19 protein-coding genes are annotated in these 19,654 nt (G+C 43.1%); 14 read left to right on the top strand and 5 right to left on the bottom strand.

Annotated features, from left to right (window positions below; genetic code table 11):
* Positions 1 to 535, bottom strand: a 535-nt coding sequence (locus tag K5Q73_RS16115) for a TonB-dependent receptor plug domain-containing protein (protein ID WP_259655236.1), incomplete at its 3' end; no start/stop codon positions are given.
* Between the two features lie 528 nt (positions 536 to 1,063).
* Between K5Q73_RS16115 and K5Q73_RS16110 the strand changes: the two genes are divergently transcribed.
* The 5 genes from K5Q73_RS16110 to K5Q73_RS16090 all read left to right on the top strand — a co-directional run bounded on the left by K5Q73_RS16110 (position 1,064) and on the right by K5Q73_RS16090 (position 4,164).
* Positions 1,064 to 1,462 (top strand): nitrous oxide-stimulated promoter family protein, encoded by a 399-nt coding sequence (locus K5Q73_RS16110; RefSeq protein WP_220764872.1) that lies wholly within the window; start codon positions 1,064 to 1,066, stop codon positions 1,460 to 1,462.
* Positions 1,463 to 1,685: 223 nt separating this feature from the next.
* Positions 1,686 to 2,888 (top strand): PP2C family protein-serine/threonine phosphatase, encoded by a 1,203-nt coding sequence (locus K5Q73_RS16105; RefSeq protein WP_220764881.1) that lies wholly within the window; start codon positions 1,686 to 1,688, stop codon positions 2,886 to 2,888.
* A 13-nt stretch (positions 2,889 to 2,901) separates the two neighbouring features.
* Entirely contained in the window at positions 2,902 to 3,234 is a 333-nt protein-coding gene (locus K5Q73_RS16100) for an STAS domain-containing protein (RefSeq protein ID WP_220764883.1), read from the top strand.
* A gap of 68 nt (positions 3,235 to 3,302) precedes the next feature.
* A complete protein-coding gene (locus tag K5Q73_RS16095) occupies positions 3,303 to 3,746 on the top strand; it encodes an ATP-binding protein (RefSeq protein WP_220741637.1) in 444 nt (147 codons plus the stop codon).
* 79 nt (positions 3,747 to 3,825) lie between these two features.
* The gene (locus K5Q73_RS16090; RefSeq protein ID WP_220764891.1) at positions 3,826 to 4,164 is read left to right on the top strand and encodes an Hpt domain-containing protein; all 339 of its coding nucleotides are present in this window, start codon (positions 3,826 to 3,828) and stop codon (positions 4,162 to 4,164) included.
* A 25-nt stretch (positions 4,165 to 4,189) separates the two neighbouring features.
* Here K5Q73_RS16090 and K5Q73_RS16085 read toward each other — a convergent pair whose 3' ends face one another.
* Positions 4,190 to 5,230: a hypothetical protein gene (locus tag K5Q73_RS16085; protein ID WP_220764893.1), complete on the bottom strand. Its 1,041-nt coding sequence runs from the start codon at positions 5,228 to 5,230 to the stop codon at positions 4,190 to 4,192.
* A 2-nt stretch (positions 5,231 to 5,232) separates the two neighbouring features.
* The gene (locus tag K5Q73_RS16080) at positions 5,233 to 5,676 is read right to left on the bottom strand and encodes a hypothetical protein (protein WP_259650817.1); all 444 of its coding nucleotides are present in this window, start codon (positions 5,674 to 5,676) and stop codon (positions 5,233 to 5,235) included.
* Positions 5,677 to 5,832: 156 nt separating this feature from the next.
* Between K5Q73_RS16080 and K5Q73_RS16075 the strand changes: the two genes are divergently transcribed.
* Complete coding sequence (locus K5Q73_RS16075; RefSeq protein ID WP_220764897.1) at positions 5,833 to 8,490, top strand: ATP-binding protein; 2,658 nt, start codon at positions 5,833 to 5,835, stop codon at positions 8,488 to 8,490.
* Positions 8,491 to 8,657: 167 nt separating this feature from the next.
* Entirely contained in the window at positions 8,658 to 9,584 is a 927-nt protein-coding gene (locus K5Q73_RS16070; RefSeq protein ID WP_220764899.1) for a hypothetical protein, read from the top strand.
* Positions 9,585 to 9,657: 73 nt separating this feature from the next.
* Here the strand turns inward: K5Q73_RS16070 and K5Q73_RS16065 are convergent, their stop codons facing one another.
* Positions 9,658 to 9,864, bottom strand: coding sequence for a TetR/AcrR family transcriptional regulator C-terminal domain-containing protein (locus K5Q73_RS16065; protein ID WP_220764901.1), 207 nt, complete (start codon positions 9,862 to 9,864; stop codon positions 9,658 to 9,660).
* A 152-nt stretch (positions 9,865 to 10,016) separates the two neighbouring features.
* Between K5Q73_RS16065 and K5Q73_RS16060 the strand changes: the two genes are divergently transcribed.
* Positions 10,017 to 12,074, top strand: a complete 2,058-nt coding sequence (locus K5Q73_RS16060; RefSeq protein ID WP_220764909.1) for a S9 family peptidase — start codon at positions 10,017 to 10,019, stop codon at positions 12,072 to 12,074.
* 184 nt (positions 12,075 to 12,258) lie between these two features.
* Entirely contained in the window at positions 12,259 to 12,825 is a 567-nt protein-coding gene (locus tag K5Q73_RS16055) for a YSC84-related protein (protein ID WP_220764911.1), read from the top strand.
* A gap of 189 nt (positions 12,826 to 13,014) precedes the next feature.
* On the opposite strand, the gene K5Q73_RS16050 is transcribed toward K5Q73_RS16055, so the two are convergent.
* Positions 13,015 to 13,599, bottom strand: a complete 585-nt coding sequence (locus K5Q73_RS16050; protein WP_220764913.1) for a hypothetical protein — start codon at positions 13,597 to 13,599, stop codon at positions 13,015 to 13,017.
* A gap of 191 nt (positions 13,600 to 13,790) precedes the next feature.
* Here K5Q73_RS16050 and lpxL point away from each other — a divergent pair, with 191 nt between their 5' ends.
* The 5 genes from lpxL to K5Q73_RS16025 all read left to right on the top strand — a co-directional run bounded on the left by lpxL (position 13,791) and on the right by K5Q73_RS16025 (position 19,641).
* Positions 13,791 to 14,720, top strand: a complete 930-nt coding sequence (gene lpxL, locus K5Q73_RS16045; protein ID WP_220764921.1) for an LpxL/LpxP family Kdo(2)-lipid IV(A) lauroyl/palmitoleoyl acyltransferase — start codon at positions 13,791 to 13,793, stop codon at positions 14,718 to 14,720.
* A 348-nt stretch (positions 14,721 to 15,068) separates the two neighbouring features.
* Positions 15,069 to 16,043, top strand: coding sequence for a LysR family transcriptional regulator (locus tag K5Q73_RS16040; protein ID WP_220764923.1), 975 nt, complete (start codon positions 15,069 to 15,071; stop codon positions 16,041 to 16,043).
* 206 nt (positions 16,044 to 16,249) lie between these two features.
* On the top strand, positions 16,250 to 18,451 hold the full coding sequence (locus K5Q73_RS16035) for a molybdopterin-dependent oxidoreductase (protein WP_220764925.1): 2,202 nt from the start codon (positions 16,250 to 16,252) through the stop codon (positions 18,449 to 18,451).
* A gap of 12 nt (positions 18,452 to 18,463) precedes the next feature.
* Positions 18,464 to 19,012, top strand: coding sequence for a 4Fe-4S dicluster domain-containing protein (locus tag K5Q73_RS16030; RefSeq protein ID WP_220764933.1), 549 nt, complete (start codon positions 18,464 to 18,466; stop codon positions 19,010 to 19,012).
* Positions 19,012 to 19,641 carry a molecular chaperone gene (locus K5Q73_RS16025; protein ID WP_220764935.1) on the top strand — a complete coding sequence of 210 codons (630 nt, stop codon included), beginning with the start codon at positions 19,012 to 19,014 and terminating at the stop codon, positions 19,639 to 19,641. Before K5Q73_RS16030 ends, K5Q73_RS16025 begins: the two co-directional genes overlap by 1 nt.
* Positions 19,642 to 19,654 lie beyond the last annotated feature (13 nt).

The raw sequence follows: 19,654 nt of genomic DNA, 5'->3' as shown, positions 1-19,654 counted from the left end.
CCCCCCCTTCGCTCATATCAGCTTGTGAAGATTTATAGACCTCAATGTCCCCCACCATTTCGGGTGGCAATAATGCATAATTAAAGCTGCGGTCGGTTGTTTGCTGATCGAACCAACCGGTAGAAGCGACCGAGTGCCCATTTAACAAGGTACTGGTTAACTGATTTGATGCCCCTCGAATGGAAACCTGTTGACCCTGACCAAATTGACGGTTAACCGCAACCCCAGGAATGCGTCCGAGTGACTCACCCACATCACTATCAGGGAACTTACCGATATCTTCAGCCGTAACTGCGTCCACCAACGAATCTGAGAATCGTTTAGTATTAATAGAATCCTTCATCGAGGCACGGATACCACGAACCTCAATTCTTTCAATTGATTGTTCTCTAACTGAGTCATCATTTAGCTGAGCCGTAGCAAAAGCAGATCCGGTCAGGCTCAACAGCAAGATATGGGTGATCAGTAAGCTTTTGTTTAAAATAGCTCGGCTTATTCCCATTATCTTTAATAAGGAGTTCTTCTTAATATCCATCATCATTTTACAAGTAGTATCACGTATCTATCTGCTTAAGAGCCTAATTCAGCGCAACAGCACCCTTAGGAATAACTAGCATTATCCCTTGAATTAAGTGAATTTCTGTGTGTATTTTGGCTTACAAGCGACTTATGGAAGGTGCATTGGAAGTTAATTTAATCTTTAAGTTATCGCGTTCATTTATGTGGAGCGTGTAGGGGGGGCAAACACGCTTTCATAGGCCACATATTTAGGCTCTACAATTAACAATTGTCACCAGAGAAAATTATTCTCTCGATAATCTTTTATCATAATAATCGTGGCGGATTTTAAGCCAGCAGTCATCACTATGACAAGCGTAATTTTATCTGTTTGTTATTAATTTCACTTAAAAAAACACAAATTTTGATCACACCTGTCCGCACTAGGTACGTTAGACTTAAAGCGCTATTTTGTGCACACCTTCAAAGTTTCACGCTTATATTTTGTCAGCTAAAGCCAAGCCTCTTATTATATAAATAACCCAGTAGCTTACTAAGGTATCCCATGGCATTTGAACAACTACTCAGTGGCAAGCTTCTTCGTGAGTTTGAAACCATTTCTGCTATGGTAAAAATCTATTGTAAAGCGCATCATAAAGACGCTGAATCCCATCCTTGTGAAGAGTGTGAAAGCTTTATCGAGTACGCTCATATCCGTCTTGATAGATGCCCCTACGGCCAAGAAAAACCAACCTGTAATAAGTGCCCTGTGCATTGCTATAAACCCCATATGAAAGCCAAAGCTCGCGAGATAATGATTTATGCGGGCCCACGCATGCTGCTGCCCCACCCAATCATGGCAATTAGGCACTTGATGTCTGAACGGGAAGCCGCTCCAGGTAAACCACCGGAAGCGAACTCCAATCGACATCAGCGTATTAAACAGGAAAAGCCAAAAGATTGAGCGGATTTACATCGCTAAATTTTATGACTCGATATCGACATAAGTAGCACTGCCCCCTCTCAATGTTACTAAGTTATTCAGCTAAATGAGATAGTTCCTACTGCAATTTATAAAGCCACTTGTCGTATTCAAAAATCACTACTAGACTCTGAAAAGTAAAGGACTTTTTCAAAAACTAGCGTATTAGCGTTCGGCAATTAGCTACGGCACGGAGGCTGGAAGTTTGAGCAAAGAAATTCTACTCGTTGAAGATAACAAGGTCATGCAACTCTTGATGACTAAAATGCTGTCTTCTAGAGGCTATAAAGTCGTCACCGCATTTGATGGTGTTGACGCAATTGCTCAACTTGAAAAACTCCCCTCCATCCAACTCGTATTAAGTGATTGGATGATGCCTAAGCTAAATGGCATAGAGCTCTGCTATCTGCTTAAATCCCCTGACTACGGCCGCTATATCTTCTTTGTTTTGTTATCCGGTCGCGATGACGAGGAGTCTATTGTCGAAGGTATTAACGCCGGAGCCGATGACTTTGTCGCTAAAGAAACCCATATCAATGAACTTGATGCTCGATTAAAAGCCGGCTTTCGTACCTTGGAGCTGCATAATAAACTCGTGGCTAAGAATATTGAGCTTGATCGTGCATACGCAACGATTCGCCAAGATCTAGACTCAGCTAATGCCCTAATTCAGCGTATGTTGCCTAGTCGAACTGCTTTTCAAGGCGTTGAGTTACATTACACCCATATTCCAAGCGCTCAGATCGGCGGTGACATGCTAGGTTATATGCAACTAGATGAAGAGCATATCGCAGTCTATCTATTCGATGTTGCTGGGCATGGAGTCGCCTCGGCCCTAATGTCGTTCGCCATTCAACAAAGTATCAGTGCCAACTCAGGTACCGACTCCAATGTGAAACGCAAAAAAGAAACCGATCCTTTTTATATGCTAAGAGATCCCAGCGAAGTGCTTGATCGTCTCAATCAAAGCTACCTCAACCAAGGTAACGATAACCTCTACTTTACAATGATTTATGCCGTGCTTAATATTCGAAACGGTAGCTTAAGTTATGCGAGTGCTGGCCATCCTCCAATGATCTGGCTACAAAAGCAGCAGCAAACTTCACGCTTTATTCAGCAAGATAGCTTTGTGGCAGGGATGTTTGATTTTGCAACCTACCAAACAGAGCAGATCCAGCTAGAGCATGGAGATAGAATATTTCTGTATTCAGACGGTATTACTGAAGCAGAATCTTGCGAACAGCAGCAATATTCAGAGCTAGAACTAAAGAAACTCATACAACAACTCGCTTCACAACCGGCAAGAAACCAAACGGATGCCATAGTCGATACAGTGAAGAGCTGGTGCGGCATTGAGCAATTTGAAGACGATATCAGCTTGTTAGTCTTTGAATGGAAAGGAAATTAAAAGAGGATACATTATGCATTTCGACATAATTGAAAAAGACCAATATACGGTTATTCAAATCAATGAAGCAAGGTTTGACGCAAAGCTTGCACCTTCATTTCGTGAAGAAGTCGAAAAAATAAAAGAAAATATTCGCGAACACTTAGTACTCGATCTAGGCAATGTTCGTTTTATGGATAGTAGTGGGCTCGGGGCAGTGATGGGGGCATACAAGATGCTTCGTAATACCAAGATAAGTATCATTAATCCGCAAAAACCGATCTTAGACTTACTTAAGTTGACTCGAGTCAACAAGCTAATATTGAGCTATTCAACAATTGAAGACGCGTTAACAGCAAGCGCATAGCTGTAGCGATGCTCATCCTAGAGGATAGTACTGGAGCCCCTGACCACGGTGGCAATAGGGAGATTAACGTGAACACAAGGAAGTTTAACCAACAATACACAAGCAGCTTAGAAGCATCCCGTACCGTAGCCTCCGATATTCTTCCTTTTTGGCACTCCCTCGGCTTAGATGGAGCAGTGATAGGACAGATGGAGCTATGCATTGTGGAGCTGGTGAATAACGTATTTGAACACGCTTACGCTAACCTTGATGGTGCAAAATTTGAGATTACTTCTTACTTAAGCGACACTCAGCAATTGATTATTGAGGTCGCTGATTATGGCAATTCAATGCCATCCAATCTTCTTAAAGATCTCGCCATGATGGATTTTGTTGAACCATTAGCCTGTGACCCAAGTACTTGGCTACAAAGTCGCAGGGGACTTAAGATTATTGAGCAACTTTCAGACAAAATTGAATACCATTCAAACGAGAATTGTAACACCTTTAAGTTACAGCGAAAGACGGGCTAAAGCTGCGCTTCCCCTCGACTGCACTAGCAAAACTGGCAATCACTGTTAACGGTTACATTAATAATCAAAGGAAAACTTGATGATAGAAATAGAAAAGTTAGTGGCGCTCTGTGACGGCGATGATTCTATGCTAAACATGGTAGTCGCACTCTATCTTCAAGAGTACGGTCAGAGTGATCGTATTATTTTACACAGATACCATACCGAGGATGTCGAAGGACTATTCCAACTAGCTCACGAACTTAAAGGTATGTTCAGTAATTTATGTGCTCAAGACGCAGTAAGTTTGGCAAAAATTGTAGAGTCTAGCGCCCAAAGCGGTGTCATCCCAGATGAAGTCGCAATCAACAAGCTTTGTAGTGAAATCCAGAAGATTAACCAGCAGATCCAAGCGCTATTACAATTATCTCCCTCCTGATACCCCGCTCTCTTACAGTCCATAATCAAAATACAAAACTCACAGCAAGACTCACGAGATTAACATCTGAGCTCTCACTATAAACCAGTGGTGATGTAACGAACTGAGCTCGATTTTCCTCATCTTGTGAAAAAACCGTCTGGTATTCAAGATTAAGAGAAATATTTGAGGTTAGATCATATTTAACTCCAGCGGTCACTCCTTTCGATTTACGCAATTGATGGCTTTCCGCATAAGTAAGATAAGGCGATAGGTAGTCAAAAGCGTAGATCACAGAGGCATACCAGTTAGCTTGCAACCTATCCAACTCGACCTCCGCCATCCATAGCCACGACTCATAGCTGTACTCCCCCCCTATTGTGTATATATCTAACGTACTTTTCTCAACGGCAGGAAGTTGTGTGTATTCCACTTGCATAAATCCGCTATGGAGCCGGTAATTAAATCCGACCAAATCGACATAAATACCCGCCATATACTCGGTATCAAACTGAAGTACGCTCCCAGCTATCTCAACTTCATTTAGTCTATCGAAGCCATAATAAGGGGAGATAGTTAACATCAGCTCATCAGAAACATCGTAATTCCATGCCACTGATAAACCATCGTAAAAAGTAAACCCTAAGATACTGTCATATACCTCCTGAGGAGGTCTTATCCAAGGATAGGCTTGGCCAACATAATAATATTCAGAAACCAAAAAAAGCGGTATACGCAAGCGCCCCGCTCTGACTTCAAAATCATCAAACTCATATGATAAGTATGCCCACTCAAGCTCAGGATCACTCCAATCATCTTGAGTGCGCTTTACCACTTGCCCCGATGCACTCAAACTATCAAAAATATCAATATCCAACTGCAACCCAAATATCGTGTCGCAGTCATAGCAGGTCTCATCGGCAATTTCTCGGCTAATAAACAAGGGAGTGCGATTGTCACTTTTACTGATAGTAGTAGAGCCAAAACCTCCGAGAGTGATCTTGTCGCTAAGCTCAATACTCGCCTGGACGTCAGGCAAAAACATCAAAAGAGATAGTGCTATAAATAATAGACGTCGAAATAACATAGCTACTCTCCCTCGGGTACGGTTATCAAGATATTGACTTCTTTTGGCACAGATTCAATTGGCGCATAAGCTATGCCATTGGGATTATCGTTGAGCCACTTTAAAATCTGTTTAATATCGTCACTATCTAACTCTTCTGGGGGCGAACCTCTTCCAGAGAATGCGCGTCCAGCCCAATAGCCGTTCATCTGCGAAACGGACTTACCGAGTAACATCTTATAAAAGTCTTCTCTGTGAATTGACGTTTCTGGAAGGTCTACCAGGATGATTTTTAAGCTACCTGATATTTTCTTAGTCTTACCTCGATAAAGCATTCTTGCCTTACTTTTACTTAACGCTGGCAAGTTATCATTAAGACTAAAAATGGCAAATTCAACATCGTTGTTTTCATCGATGTTGACCTCTAACGCAAGAGTGGATGCAGAAGTACATAGGAGCGTCAGCATGATAACAACCTGAAAACAGACAAACTGAGCTCGTTCGCTTAATCCCTTAAACATTAAAACCCTCAATCCTAGATAGTTTTTGTACTATGCTGAATATAGTCAAGGGGAAGTTAAACTACAAGATTGCTGCTAACTTGTTCAATTCATGGAGTAGAAATGAGCATATTGAATCATATTTCAATAAAAATACGCATGTTAGCCTTGGTGCTATTGCCGCTGATGTTTGCCTCATTTTTATCGATATTGGAGGTCGAAAAACAAAGAGAAAATGTGCACGCGCTAAATACCCTTAACAGTAAAGTGAGCTTTCTCGAATCATTTTCCCAACTCAATAAAAATATCAACCAAACAAGGGAGCGACTGCTTAAGCATAATATTCAGGTGCTCCCTGATACCTTTGCTCCCGATCTCAATAAAATCAAGCAATTGCTACCACAAGCCTTTACAAGTCAAAATACCTTAGAGATGGAATCTTGGTTAGATAGTACCCGTAAGGCACTCGATGAAATGAGCATCGTTGAAGCCGAAGGCATAGGAGACTGGTCTATTTGGTTCAATGAGCTACAACTACAAGCTCTCAATACTCTAGAAAAAGACCACTCAGGCAGCAATAACGAAATCAACCGACAGCTGGCAATTCTATACCAGCTCCAATGGCTATCATTATGGTCCACTGAAGAGAAGTGGTTAATCAATCAATTACTAATTAGCCCTAATGATGCCGAACTTCTCAGCCTGCTAAACTCTATCACTGAGCGCCAACAGCATTACGTTGAACGCTTTATTGATATCAATGCTAATCCTGTACAGGTCTCACTATTGCTCAGTACTTTTTCAGATCCCGTCTTTGCGCAGAGTTACCAATTGAGAAGCCAGATTTTAAGTCAACAACGACTAATGAATACTGCCAATATCAGTTTAGAAGCTTTTAGTCAGCGTCTTGATTTAATTCAATATGTAGTGGGGGTATTCTCTACTGAGCTTACTAACAATATCCAGAATGAGATCGCCAAGTCTAAAAATTTAATCTGGCTATTTTGTGGAGCATTGCTTAGCTCCTTAATTATCATTGTCATCATTGGGGCTAACCTCTATAGACGGATCATCAACTATCTCAGCCATGTTATTAACACCATGTCGAAGATAGAGGAAACCCATGACTATTCTAAAAAGATCAACGAAGAAGGCCGTGATGAATTAAGCCTATTCTCAGGCACACTCAACAAGCTTATAAATGAACGCCACCTAAACGAGCTGAACATACTGCAAGCAAAACAAGAAGCCGAAAAAGCCAATCAGGCTAAGAGTTCATTTCTGGCCAACATGTCCCACGAGATCAGAACCCCACTCAATGGGATCATCGGTATGTCCGATATCCTAGCCAACACTAAACTGACGGCAATCCAGAGTGAATACCTGCAAACTATTGAGACTTCCTCACAAACCCTGTTAGTTCTCATCAACGATATACTCGATCTCTCTAAGATAGAGTCAGGCAACCTTTCTATCACCAATAGCGATACCAATATTACCGAAGTGGTTTACGACACTCTTTCGATGGTGCTACCTAAAGTGGCCGAGAACGATCTCACTTTAGCGGTCGAAATTGATGATGCCACCCCGTATCGAACTTCCCTCGACGATCATCGCCTGAGACAAGTGCTAATGAACTTGCTCTCTAACGCAGTAAAGTTCACTCAGACGGGGGGGATAAAAGTCGCTGTCTGTTGTCAAAATATCCAAGGCGCTAGCCATATACAAATCAGTGTGCATGATACGGGGATAGGCATAGAAAAAGATAAACTGCAGCAAATTTTCTCCCCATTTATTCAAGAAGATGTCACGACTACTCGGCAATTTGGTGGCACCGGGCTTGGGCTAACTATTTGTAAACAGCTCATTGAACTGATGGGAGGCGAGATATCGGTTAACTCAATTAAGGGGGAAGGCAGCTGCTTCACTATTGCACTGACACCTCAAATTATTACCCAAAAGAAACCTATCACGAGCCAATTTGAGCAATTAACGGCAGCTATCATTTCAAAAGACTCCCAGCGAATTGATGTACTCGACAAGGAATGCAAACAACAGGGGTTTGCTATTAACTACCGCTACCAGTCTTGTTTTGATCTACTTCAGGATAAACAGACATTCGATCTTCTATTCGTTGATAATCTTTCATCGACAAGAGATGGGCTCAAGAGCCTAAATGAATTACTGAAACAGAAACATATTTTCACCATTGCCATCAACTCTCTGAATGAGAAACGCCATTTAGATAATATTGATGCCATCGTGACTCTACCACTACTTGGTAACCGTTTTAGCAATGCTATACACAATGGCGTACAAAGCCGTAATCTAAGACAGAAGCAGATATTAGATGAACAACTTAGCTATGCCAGTAAAGCCGCCGAGACAGAGAAAACAAACCGATTAATCCTAATTGTTGAAGATAACTTAGTTAATCAGAAGGTAGCCTCTTTGCAACTCACTCAGGCAGGGTTTGATTTTATTATTGCCAGTAATGGCCAAGAAGCTTTAGATTTCATCAGTACAGGCAAGGCTATTCATGCCATTCTAATGGACTGCATGATGCCGGTTATGGATGGCTTTACTGCAACCGAAAAAATCAGAGAATGGGAAAACCAGCATTCTCTTTCAAGACTGCCGATTATTGCCCTTACGGCGAGCGTGCTCGATCAAGATATTCAAAGGTGCTATCAATCTGGTATGGATGATTATTTAGCAAAGCCCTTTAAAAAAGAGGCACTGCTACATAAGTTAAAGTCGATATCTAAACTAGCGAGTTAATAGCTTGGCACGGGCCGATAAGGCCTTTCTTCTAACAACACATAGTACAAAATCATTATTTTTGCTGGGCATACCTCCCTAAAACTAAAAGATATAGCTATAAGTTAGCATGGTTCAAAAATTCAACACTTGCATCTAAGCTTTCAATACGTTGAAATGAGTTTGGCATGAATGAATTTAGCGGATTTTTCTCTGAAAGTTATTGGTGGCTCTCATTGCTTGGCGGCGTCCACTGCCTAGGCCTAGGCTTGTATATCCGCTATATCTACAGTGAAAAAAATGGCAACCATAAGATCCTAGGAAATATTTTTAACCTTATGGCGTTGTATTTCTTTACTGGCCTGCTAACCAGTAACAATGCACCCGCGCCCATCCATTTACTTTTCACCTTAATCATTCCGGTCTACTTTCTTGTCATGCCATTGCTCTATCTATACTGCGACCGCAGCCTGAATGATATTGAGCGCCCCGTAGGGTTTTCTCACCATTTCTATCCTGCGCTAATACTCGCAGTCTTGGTGGTGCTGACCACTAGTTACCAAATCTTGTTTAACAAAAACGGGGCAAATATTGGGTTTGTCCAGCAGGCCGACATTACGAATTTAAACTTGATAGCCATGCTCTTACCCGCACTGCTATTTATCCAAACCGGGCTATATTTTTACTATATCATTAAGATGCTAAGCCGTTATCCAGGGCGCGCCTCTCGATTGCATCAAGATAGCCTAAAAGACATCAAATTCCGTTGGTTGCTAGTACTAACCCTAGCCCTAATGAGCAACTGGCTTATCAGGGCTGTACTTGTCATTTTGCCATTTTATTTAGGCGATCAGGCCGTTATGTTCAATCAGGCTGCAACAAGACTAGCCATGCTATTAACCGTGTACATTTTAGCAATCTACGGCCTCAATCAAATCACTCGAGCAGCCTATTTACGAGGTAAGCTTGCTCAACAGCAACCGCAAAGAAATCCGATGCCAGCCAGTCAGCAGCTACTCAGCTCTGAAGAGATAACCTATTTACAGCAATTAATGCAGGAGGATAAACAGGAAAAGCTCAAAGAGACTAAGACTAAGACTAAGACTAAGCAGTAAAATCATTGCACTTAGCCACAGCAGTTACTTTATAAGACTTAATGTGGTTTCTAGCTATGCTACGACAAGCTTCTTACGCTCTACAGCCCTTTAAGAAGATTTGTATCGCTTGCGTCGAATGCTGCTTAATTTCTGCATCTGAGGGTATGGCTAAGCCCAACACCACATCTTGATAATAATCACCGCGTAACAACCCGATTAACAGACTCGCTGTCAGCTCTGGATTATCTATAGCTAGCCTTTCCTCTTCCGCTTGCTGCTGTGAACCTAATGCCCTCAAGTCTTAATAACCAAACCACAAATAAAACTCATTAATTTCGATGAGTCATAGCCAACAGCGTAAAATTTACGCTAGTGTATTAACCCTGTTTTCAAACTCCATTTAAAAAATAATAAATAGCAGTTAACTTATTGAAGGGTAGGAATTAATACATGAAGCAAGCACACAAGCTTTCTCTGCTTGCTGCCGCGCTAGTCAGCAGCAGCTTTTCCGCCATGGCGGCAAATAGAACTCACGACATCAGCATAGATGACTTTTTTGATATAGGAAATATGGGCTCAGTGACTCTTAGTCCAAATGGTAAACAAGCCGTTTGGTTGGAATCTCGCTGGGATAAAGAACTCGATAAAAGCCAACGTGATTTATGGTTGCTCGACACTAAATCTCGTCAATCAAAGCGCATGACTTTCACCAACGAGAGCGAATCCAGTCCACAATGGAGCCCTGACGGTGAGTATGTTTACTATCTGGGTAAAATTAAACAGGAAGGAGCAAAAGCGCCATATAACGGCAAGACTCAGGTTTTCCGCCTATCGGTTAATAGCGGCGACAGTCAACCTATGACCAAGGAAGCTGAAGGCGTAGCAGGATTTGAGCTTAGCCATGATGGTAAGAGTCTGTACTTTTTAACCTCTAAAACCACAACAGATGACGACCAATGGGCCGCAATGCGTGCTAGCCATAGTGCGCCAAAATACGGCCACGGCGAGCAGAAAACCAATCCGTTATATCAGCTCGATCTCGAACATTTTAAGCAGCAACTCATCCTAGATGACGACAAAGTCGTTTGGGAGTTTAAAGTCAGCCAAGATGGTAGCAAGATAGCTCGCATCACCACCACTGACAACGAATTGGTCTTCTTGGAAGGTTGGTCTGACGTTGAGATTTTTGATACTAAAACCCAACAAAATAGCGTGCTAGCAGATACTCAGTGGCGAGATAATGCGCCTTCCGCGTATGGTTGGTTGCTCGGGCTTGCATGGCAAGACAACACCGAGTTGGCTTTTAGAATTGACTATGACGGTCATCCCGGCCAGCTATTCATTGCCGATGCCAACACCACTGATAAGCCATCATTAGAGATCGCTCGTCCCGGCGATGTCACTCTCACTTCAAGCGATCTGACTTGGCGCCCAAATAGCGATGAGATCTGCTACCGCGGCGCCGATCATGGCCGCGTCAAACTGTTCTGCACTGAAATTGATGAGGGTGAACAAGGCGATACCCGCACAGTGATCCCGGGCGACATGGTGATCGGCAGCTATAGTTTTAGCCAAAATGGTAAATCTGTTGCCTTTAGTCACAACGGCTTAGATCACTTCTCGGATATGTTTATCGCCGATGCCAATAGCAGTCGTGCCAAGGCTAAACGCCTCACCAACATCAATCCACAGGTCGATAACTGGAAGCTACCACAAGTTTCTATCGTTAAATGGACTGCGCCAGACGGTGCTGTGGTCGAAGGCATTTTAGATCTGCCTGCAGGCTATAAAAAAGAAGACGGCCCATTGCCGTTAATTGTACAAATTCATGGTGGCCCAACATCGGCAACGCCTTATGCATTACAGCATAGATCGTACGGCCGCTCGACTTTCACTGCTAACGGTTGGGCACTGTTATCGCCTAACTACCGTGGTTCTACCGGCTATGGCGATAAGTTCTTAACCGATCTCGTTGGTCGTGAGCATGACATTGAAGTCAAAGATATTATGGCTGGTGTCGATCAGCTGATTAGCGATGGCATTGTCGATGGTGACAAGATGGCAGTGATGGGCTGGAGTAACGGCGGTTATCTAACCAATGCACTTATTAGTACCAATAACCGCTTCAAGGCGGCAAGTTCTGGTGCAGGCGTATTTGATCAACGTTTGCAGTGGATCCTCGAAGATACCCCAGGCCATGTAGTCAACTTTATGGAAGGTCTGCCTTGGGAAAAACCTGAAGCTTATAACCATGGATCTTCACTGACTTATGCCGATAAGATCAAAACCCCGACCTTAATCCATATCGGTGAAGGCGATCAACGTGTACCGCTTGGTCATGCACAAGGCTTGTACCGCGCCCTGCACCACTATCTTAATGTCCCTGTCGAGTTGGTGGTATACCCAGGTGAAGGCCACGGCCTGAGTAAGTACCAACACCGTAAGGCTAAGATGGAGTGGGATCAGAAATGGTTTAATCACTATGTTTTAGGCCAACAGGTCGAATAAGCGTACTGCTTTTTCACTGATACAATCGATAAAAGCGCTGCTCCAGCGCTTTTATCCCCCCTAGCAAATAGATAACCTCAGTAACAATTCCGGCATTCACTTTCTGTTCAGCAAGGGTATGCTAAGGTTTAGCCATTCTGCGAAATCGATAGAGTTACATGGAAAATAGAATAAGGAGAATCGAATGACTCGTTTTATCAAGAAGATCGGCGCTAGTTTATGTCTACTTGCCAGCGTCATGTTAGCGCCACAAGCCATGGCTGAAGATGGCTATGCTCAAGCGAAGAGTACTTTCCAGCAAGCTAACGAAACTCAAAAGTTTTTCAATAGTGCCTACGGCTACGCGCTTTTCCCTACCGTGGGTAAAGGCGGCATCGGCATTGGTGCAGCCTACGGTAAAGGCCAGGTTTATCGCGGCGGAGCTTATACTGGCGACACCAGCTTAACCCAGCTATCTTTTGGCTTTCAGCTTGGTGGCCAAGCCTACAGTGAGATCATCTTTTTTAAAGATGAAGCCGCCTATAGGGACTTTACCAGTGGTAGCTTCGAGTTTGGCGCACAAGCTTCTGCCGTAGCCATTACTATCGGCGCTAATGCACAAGCGGGCACCACAGGTAATTCAGCTGGCGCTGGAAAAACCGCAGCCAAGGCAGCTTATATCAATGGTATGGCGGTGTTTACTGTAGCCAAAGGCGGATTAATGTTTGAAGCCGCACTTGCCGGACAGTCGTTTACTTTTGAAGAGAAGTAAGGAACAAGAAGGTTCTAGGAAAGGCTAAGGCGAGGCCGGGCTTAGCCCTACGAGGATGTGACTTCGTCACTGCGAGAGAAGCTTAGACGAAAAGGCTTAAAAGATAAGCCCTAGGTCCTAGGTCCTAGGTCCTAGCAATTGAAAGCTAGAACCTAAGTAAATAACATCCTTCACATCATAGTAAATGACTTATTTATGACCCCAAGGCACTGGTGGCAGTGCCACTGGCTTAGTTAAGTCAAAATCAACTCTAAAGTCACGGTTTTCTCGGGTTAGGCGATAGGTAAACTCTTGCGGCTTAACATACATGTGCCATACGTTAGTCACCGACACATCTAGGCCATTTTCTCTAAAGTTATTAATCGAATATGCATCGACAGGAAAAGACTGCTCGGTTGCACTGCCCATATCAGCGGTCATACCGCCGTACATGGTCACCTTATCCTCTGAGCCGTCTTTATGGCGATGATCATGGCCGAGATGTAATCCATAAGGCGTCTTAGTGATCACCCAAGTACGAGAGTGGTCATCGCCAACATGAAACGGCACTTTTAGTACCTGGTCGCTGCACTCACGAACATGCATAACGAGTTTTTTACCGCTAAATGCTGAATCAGCACTATTACCCGCAGTCACAGTGCCTTCAAAGGCTTTACCGCAGTGGGCTGATAGGTTGTCAAAAAAAGCAGTTTGCTCCGAAGTCACTGCCAACGCAGGAGTTGCAAAGCTTGCAGCTGCTATTAACGCAAAATGTGAGTACTTTATTGTTTTCATTATTATCTCCAGTAATTTGCGCTTAACCGTACCATAATCAGATAAATTTTAGCTGAAAGATTAAACTCTTTATAAATCAATAATGCGCCCAAGTTTTCCCCTATTAACTAAATATAGACAGCACTGATTCGAAAAATGTCGCGTATAATCGCGCGATATTTTTCACTACCATCGAAAAGCTTCGCTCCCTTATGAGTAAGTACACTGCTCCTACTTTTTCAATTTCATTGCTACACCCTAAATATTGGGGCGTTTTATCCATAATTAGCATTAGCTACCTATGCAGCCTATTGCCATACGTGATTCAAATCCGTTTAGGCAAGCTAATCGGGCGTATTGCGCTTAGCTTTATGAAGCGTCGCACACGCACAATTAAGCGTAATCTTGAGCTGTGTTTTCCTGACATGACAGAGGCCGAGCGTGAAAAGTTAACCAAACAGAATATTGAAAATACTGGCTTGGCAATACTTGAAACAGGTATGGCTTGGTTTTGGTCGAATGAACGCATTGCTAAACACACCACAGTAGTTGGTATGGAGCATATCGACAAACTAAAAGCTGAAGGACGTGGCGCACTGCTGATTGCAGTGCATTCACTCAATCTTGAGCTTAGTGGCCGCGCATTTGGCCAATACGCAAAAGGTATGGCGGTATATCGCCCTAACAACAATCCGTGTTTTGACTACTTTCAACTAAAAGGCCGTTCGCAAGGTGGCCACACACTAATCCACCGCAAAAACGTTAAGTTTATGCTAGAAGCGCTTAATGATGGTGCCTTCATGTGGTACGCACCGGATCATGATTACGGCCGTCGCCGCTCGACTTTCGCACCGCTATTTGCGGTAGAAAATGCCTGTACGACAACGGGAACCAGCCTGTTAGCAGACAATACAAATTGCGCCATCGTACCTGTAGTGTTTGTACGTGATAACGATAGTGGCCACTATACTCTAACCATTAAAGAGCCAATGATAGATAAGTTCCCTAAGGCAGATGAACACGCTGGCGCTTGTTTTATCAACAAGATCGTTGAAGAGTCGATTATGACCAAGCCTAGCCAATATATGTGGTTACATAGACGCTTTAAGAATCGCCCTGAAGGCGAAGCGTCTCTGTATTAAGCATCTCTGACTCCAAAATGATAAGCGATAATGCTAACGAGCATTATCGCTTGTATTACATTCCTTGCCCCACCCCCGCCTCAAAATCACGCTTATAATAGTCATCCCAAGTCACAACATTTATTAAACCTTAATTAAAAAACCTTTAATAAGAAAAATTTAAATTAGAGATATTTATAAATTACCTCTACGCATTTCACTTTATAAAAACCATGTATTTCCCATATTGAAAATCACATCACAGCTCATATATCCAAAAAGTCACCTCTTATATTTGTGACAAAGATCATAACTAAATTAACAATGAGGAATCATAGTGTATTCAAGCGATAACAATGGCACTGAAAAATGAAAATGGATAATTTAAACTATAGTCAATTAAAAACCTTGCTTGCTGTTTACAAACACAAACAAGGTAATTTAGCTGCGCTCGAATTAGGCGTTACAAATTGCACTATTACGAGAACATTGAATAGTTTACGAAGTATATTCATGGATTCATTATTCATTAGAAAATCAAATGGATTAATACCGACCCAAAAAACAGAAGAGCTTATCCCTCATGCTCAACTATTAATTGAGCAATATCGCTTAATCGAGAACCAGCACTCTGTTTTCACACCAAGCCACTCAGGTGGGCACTTTACTATTAGGGCATATGACGAATTTATTTATGCTGTACACAAAGTCATAGAAACCTATATTTCTCCTGAAGCGCCAAATATAAGGTTTGATGTTAAAGGACTAAATCATGATTGTTCTCAGGACCTAATCGCTGGCAGTGTTGACTTTGTTGTTGTTTATGAAGGGTTCGACGATACTCGGCTAAACTATGAAATATTCTCTGAAACTGGCGATATCTATATCCTGGCAAATAAAGACCACGCCATTCACCATGAAACCCTGTCTCTAGAGAATATTTCAAAATACTCCTTATTAGAAATAGATAATTATAGCGATCTCAGCTGTCCATTATTAGTCAACTTATGTAGAGACTCAGGACTGCAGATGGATGTGCTTGCCTATACAGATAGCGTCGCCACCGCCATGCGCCTGTTAGCTGACAGCAATAGCATCACATTAAGTTGTAACCATTTTACCCGTGAATTCGTCGATATGCTGCCTAATATCCGCAGCGTTAGATTACCAGATGAATTAATCAAGAGCATAAAAGAAATCAGAAGTGAACAACGAGCGGTTGGTAATTATATCCTCTATGGTAACACCAATAATTCGCCTGTGTTTAATTGGGTGAAGTCAAAGCTTGTTTATGGCCTTGAAAAAGAATGGCGACTTGCTTCTGAAAAACAACCAAACCAATAATAAAGAGATTTATAAACTGACTAATTAGTTACATTTAATTAGTCAGTCAAATAAATATTTCCACCTTACTTAATTAAGTTAGTGCAACACACTATTTAATATTTATAGCACCTAATGAGTTTTTCCTCTTGGATATTAATAAGGGGGAAGAGTTATTGCTATTCCCCCAAAATTCTATCAATAAAAATGAGATGCTGAGTGAACATATGAAAATTAACAGACGCACATTTATGCAAGGAGCTGGCGCAACAGCCATATTATCCTCGTTATCAGGCTTAACCCCAGGAATCGCTAATGCGCGAACGCCAGGAGCACACTCAAACTTATTAGCAAAGCGTAATGGTGAGGTTATTTATCACAGCTGCTTACGTAACTGCGCCGCACGTTGCTTATTAAAGTTTCGCGTACAAGACGGCCGAATGACTTATGTCACAGGAGCAGAAGAGCAGGCCAAAACGGGTAAAGCACCTTGCCTAAAAGGCCAAAGCTACGTGCAGTATACCTATGCACCTGATCGTATTTTGCATCCGATGGAACGAGTCGGAGCCAAAGGTGATGGTAAATGGCGTCGCATTAGCTGGGATGAAGCTTACAAGAAAATTTCAGATCGCTTAAAAGCGGTCGTGGCTGAACACGGCTCAGAGTCTATCTTACCTTATAGCTATTCGGGTAACTATGGTGCCATAGGCATGTCGGCATCTGGTGAGCGTTTCTGGAACCGTATTGGTTCATCTATTCTTGAGCGTAAGGTCTGTACCTACGCAGCATATGATGGTTTAGAGTCTGTCTACGGGACTTTCTTAGGACCCGATCCAGAAGACGTCATGTTAAGCGATGTGTACTTAAACTGGGGTCACGATGAAACCGTTTCTAACACTATCGCGATTAAACTCATTAATCAGGCTCGCGACAGAGGCACTAAATTCTTAGCGGTCAATCCTCAACGCACACCACTGTGTAACCAAGCAGATGTATACCTACAGCCAAAACCAAGTACTGACGTACAGCTGTGTGCAGGGATCATGAAATATCTGGTTGAAAAAGATCTGGTTAACCATAAGTTTATCCAAGAACAATCTATCGGCTATGACGATCTACTCAAGCGCCTAGATGAAATTAGTTACGACGAAATCGAACAGATCACTGGTGTACCAAGAGCCAAAATGTTCGAGTTTGCTCAAATCCTAGGTGAAAACGAAAAAACCATGCTCCGTATGGGCTATGGTTTCCAACGTAACTTTAATGGTGCCCGCATGTCTCGCGCAGTTGCCATGTTGCTAGCTGTAACGGGCAACTTTGGCAAACGCGGTAATGGCCTTGTATATGACAACGTACATGCTGGTGCGGGTTTAAATCAGTATGTAGCCAGTGGCAAATACATGCGTAAGAACCCTGATGCTCAACGCATCAATATGACTGAAATAGCCAAAGCGATTCATCCAACCAACCCAACCAGCCACGACAAGCCAAGTAAACCGATCCACGCAATGATCATTTACAACGGTAACCCTGTGGTAGTGGCACCCGATACCAATGCTGTTATTGAGGGGATGAAACGCGAAGATTTGTTCGTTGTTGGCCACGATATGGTGATGACCGACTCACTGCAATACTGCGACATCATTTTGCCTAGCGCTAGTCAATTTGAGACCGATGATATCGTTGGTGATTATCATGGTTACTACATTCAAGTATGCCAAAAAGTCATTGAACCTGTGGGTGAGTCAAAGTGTAACTGGACCTTCTTCCGCGAGTTAGGCCAGGCCATGGGCTTCGAAGATGAAGCATTTAAAGCAAGTAATGATGACATCATCAAAGAATTGTTAAACACCGATTCTCCAGATTACAAAGGCGTGACGTATGAGCGCTTGATGAAAGAGAAATATATTAAGCTGGATATCCCACAGCCTGTATTAGCTGACGGCAAATATAATACCCCAAGTGGCAAAATTGAATTTAGCTCTAAGCTCATGTCAGACGCTGGTTATCACCCTGTTCTAGACTGGCAGCTCCCCGAAGAAGAGATGGAAGCCAAAGAGCGTAACTTACCGTTTAGATTGCTATCTAGCGGTGTGCCACAGCGGGTAAATAGCTCTTTCTATAACGTTAAGTATATCCGTGCAATTCCAGCCTACTACGTAAAAATTAACCCTGTCGATGCCAAGCAGTACGACGTGAAAGAGAACGATATCGTAAAACTCAGTAACCATCGTGGTGAAGCTCGCTTTGTCGCCATGATTACCGAAGGCGTACTACCAGGCTCAGTCATGACACCGAAATGTAACTGGCTACGCATGAACCCCAATGGTACTGAAGGCTGTACCAATTCATTAACCACCGACAAATTGACCGATATGGGCGGCTGCTCTGCATACCACTCTACTCGTGTAAACCTAGAAAAAGCATGAAGGAGAGTATAAATGGAAAATAAACACCAACTAGGGTTCGTTTTCAGACAAGAAAACTGCATCGGCTGCCAAGCTTGTACTGTTGCCTGCCAAATTCACAACGAGCTTCCTGAGGATGTGCGCTTTCGTAAAGTCGACCGTTACGAAGTGCCTCATGCAGACGGCAGCAAGGATATTTGGTTAAGTCATTCTTGCATGCATTGTGGTAACCCAGGATGCCTAATGGTATGCCCGTCCCAAGCCTATACCGTACGAGATGACGGCTTAGTTGTACTGGATCGCGAAAAATGCACTGGCTGCGGTCTATGCATTAGCGCCTGCCCTTACGATGCAGTTGTGATGCTGAAAAGTGACGGTAAAGCAGCGAAATGCAATATGTGTATTGAACTCATCGACCAAGGCCAAAAACCGGCCTGCGTGGACGGCTGCCCAGTCGAATGCTTAGACGTAGACCGTATTCATGCAGTACTACAACAAAAGAGCACAGCGAGTAAGCAAGGCGTTGGTTACGGCAACTGCATCACTAAGCCCAACATGCTGATCATCAAGGAGCGTGTTTAATGCAGACCGATTTTGGCCCCATTGCCAATGGCTATCAAGCGCTTAAGGGGATGCTATTTACCCCTTCTTCGCCTGAGTCCATGCAGCAGCTTATTGACTGGCTCGAAGCCAGTCAGGCTAACCCAGACCTCTTAGCACAAGCACGTAAAAACCAGCACCAACTGATTGAGCTGGAGTGCGACTTTAACCGGATGTGTATTGGCCCAACTCGATTACTGGTGCCACCATACGAATCTGTTTATCGCAGCGCGGGCTCGCAACTGAACACCAAAGAGACGGTGGCAGTCGCTGATTTTTATCAACAGATCGGCCTAGTGATTGACGCAAAACTCAATGAACCTGCTGACTATATTGGCAATGAGCTTGAGTTTCTATTCTGTGTTGAAGCACTGCTTCATCAACAGCAGAGTCAAGCCAATAATGATGAGTCGGCCGCACTCGATGACTTGGCAGCTCAATTTCTAAATCAACACTTAGGGCTTTGGTATCACTCATTTACAGCTGGGATTGAGCAACACGCTCAATTAGCCTTTTGGCGCAGCTTTGCTCAAACGCTACGTGAGTTTTTAGCCCAAAGACATAACCCAATAATAACTGGGAACACCCCCCAATCAGAACAACGTCATTAAGACGATTAAGGTT

It is taken from the genome of Shewanella sp. MBTL60-112-B2 (genome assembly GCF_019655055.1).
Classification (GTDB): Bacteria; Pseudomonadota; Gammaproteobacteria; order Enterobacterales; family Shewanellaceae; genus Shewanella.
This window is presented reverse-complemented; position numbering and strand designations above follow the sequence as displayed.

Coding starts and splice junctions, on each gene's coding strand:
- K5Q73_RS16110 (WP_220764872.1), top strand. CDS start 1,064: ATGGCATTTGAACAACTACTCAGTGGCAAGCTTCTTCGTGAGTTTGAA.
- K5Q73_RS16100 (WP_220764883.1), top strand. CDS start 2,902: ATGCATTTCGACATAATTGAAAAAGACCAATATACGGTTATTCAAATC.
- K5Q73_RS16090 (WP_220764891.1), top strand. CDS start 3,826: ATGATAGAAATAGAAAAGTTAGTGGCGCTCTGTGACGGCGATGATTCT.
- K5Q73_RS16085 (WP_220764893.1), bottom strand. CDS start 5,230: ATGTTATTTCGACGTCTATTATTTATAGCACTATCTCTTTTGATGTTT.
- K5Q73_RS16080 (WP_259650817.1), bottom strand. CDS start 5,676: ATGCTGACGCTCCTATGTACTTCTGCATCCACTCTTGCGTTAGAGGTC.
- K5Q73_RS16075 (WP_220764897.1), top strand. CDS start 5,833: ATGAGCATATTGAATCATATTTCAATAAAAATACGCATGTTAGCCTTG.
- K5Q73_RS16070 (WP_220764899.1), top strand. CDS start 8,658: ATGAATGAATTTAGCGGATTTTTCTCTGAAAGTTATTGGTGGCTCTCA.
- K5Q73_RS16060 (WP_220764909.1), top strand. CDS start 10,017: ATGAAGCAAGCACACAAGCTTTCTCTGCTTGCTGCCGCGCTAGTCAGC.
- K5Q73_RS16055 (WP_220764911.1), top strand. CDS start 12,259: ATGACTCGTTTTATCAAGAAGATCGGCGCTAGTTTATGTCTACTTGCC.
- K5Q73_RS16050 (WP_220764913.1), bottom strand. CDS start 13,599: ATGAAAACAATAAAGTACTCACATTTTGCGTTAATAGCAGCTGCAAGC.
- lpxL (WP_220764921.1), top strand. CDS start 13,791: ATGAGTAAGTACACTGCTCCTACTTTTTCAATTTCATTGCTACACCCT.
- K5Q73_RS16040 (WP_220764923.1), top strand. CDS start 15,069: ATGAAAATGGATAATTTAAACTATAGTCAATTAAAAACCTTGCTTGCT.
- K5Q73_RS16035 (WP_220764925.1), top strand. CDS start 16,250: ATGAAAATTAACAGACGCACATTTATGCAAGGAGCTGGCGCAACAGCC.
- K5Q73_RS16030 (WP_220764933.1), top strand. CDS start 18,464: ATGGAAAATAAACACCAACTAGGGTTCGTTTTCAGACAAGAAAACTGC.
- K5Q73_RS16025 (WP_220764935.1), top strand. CDS start 19,012: ATGCAGACCGATTTTGGCCCCATTGCCAATGGCTATCAAGCGCTTAAG.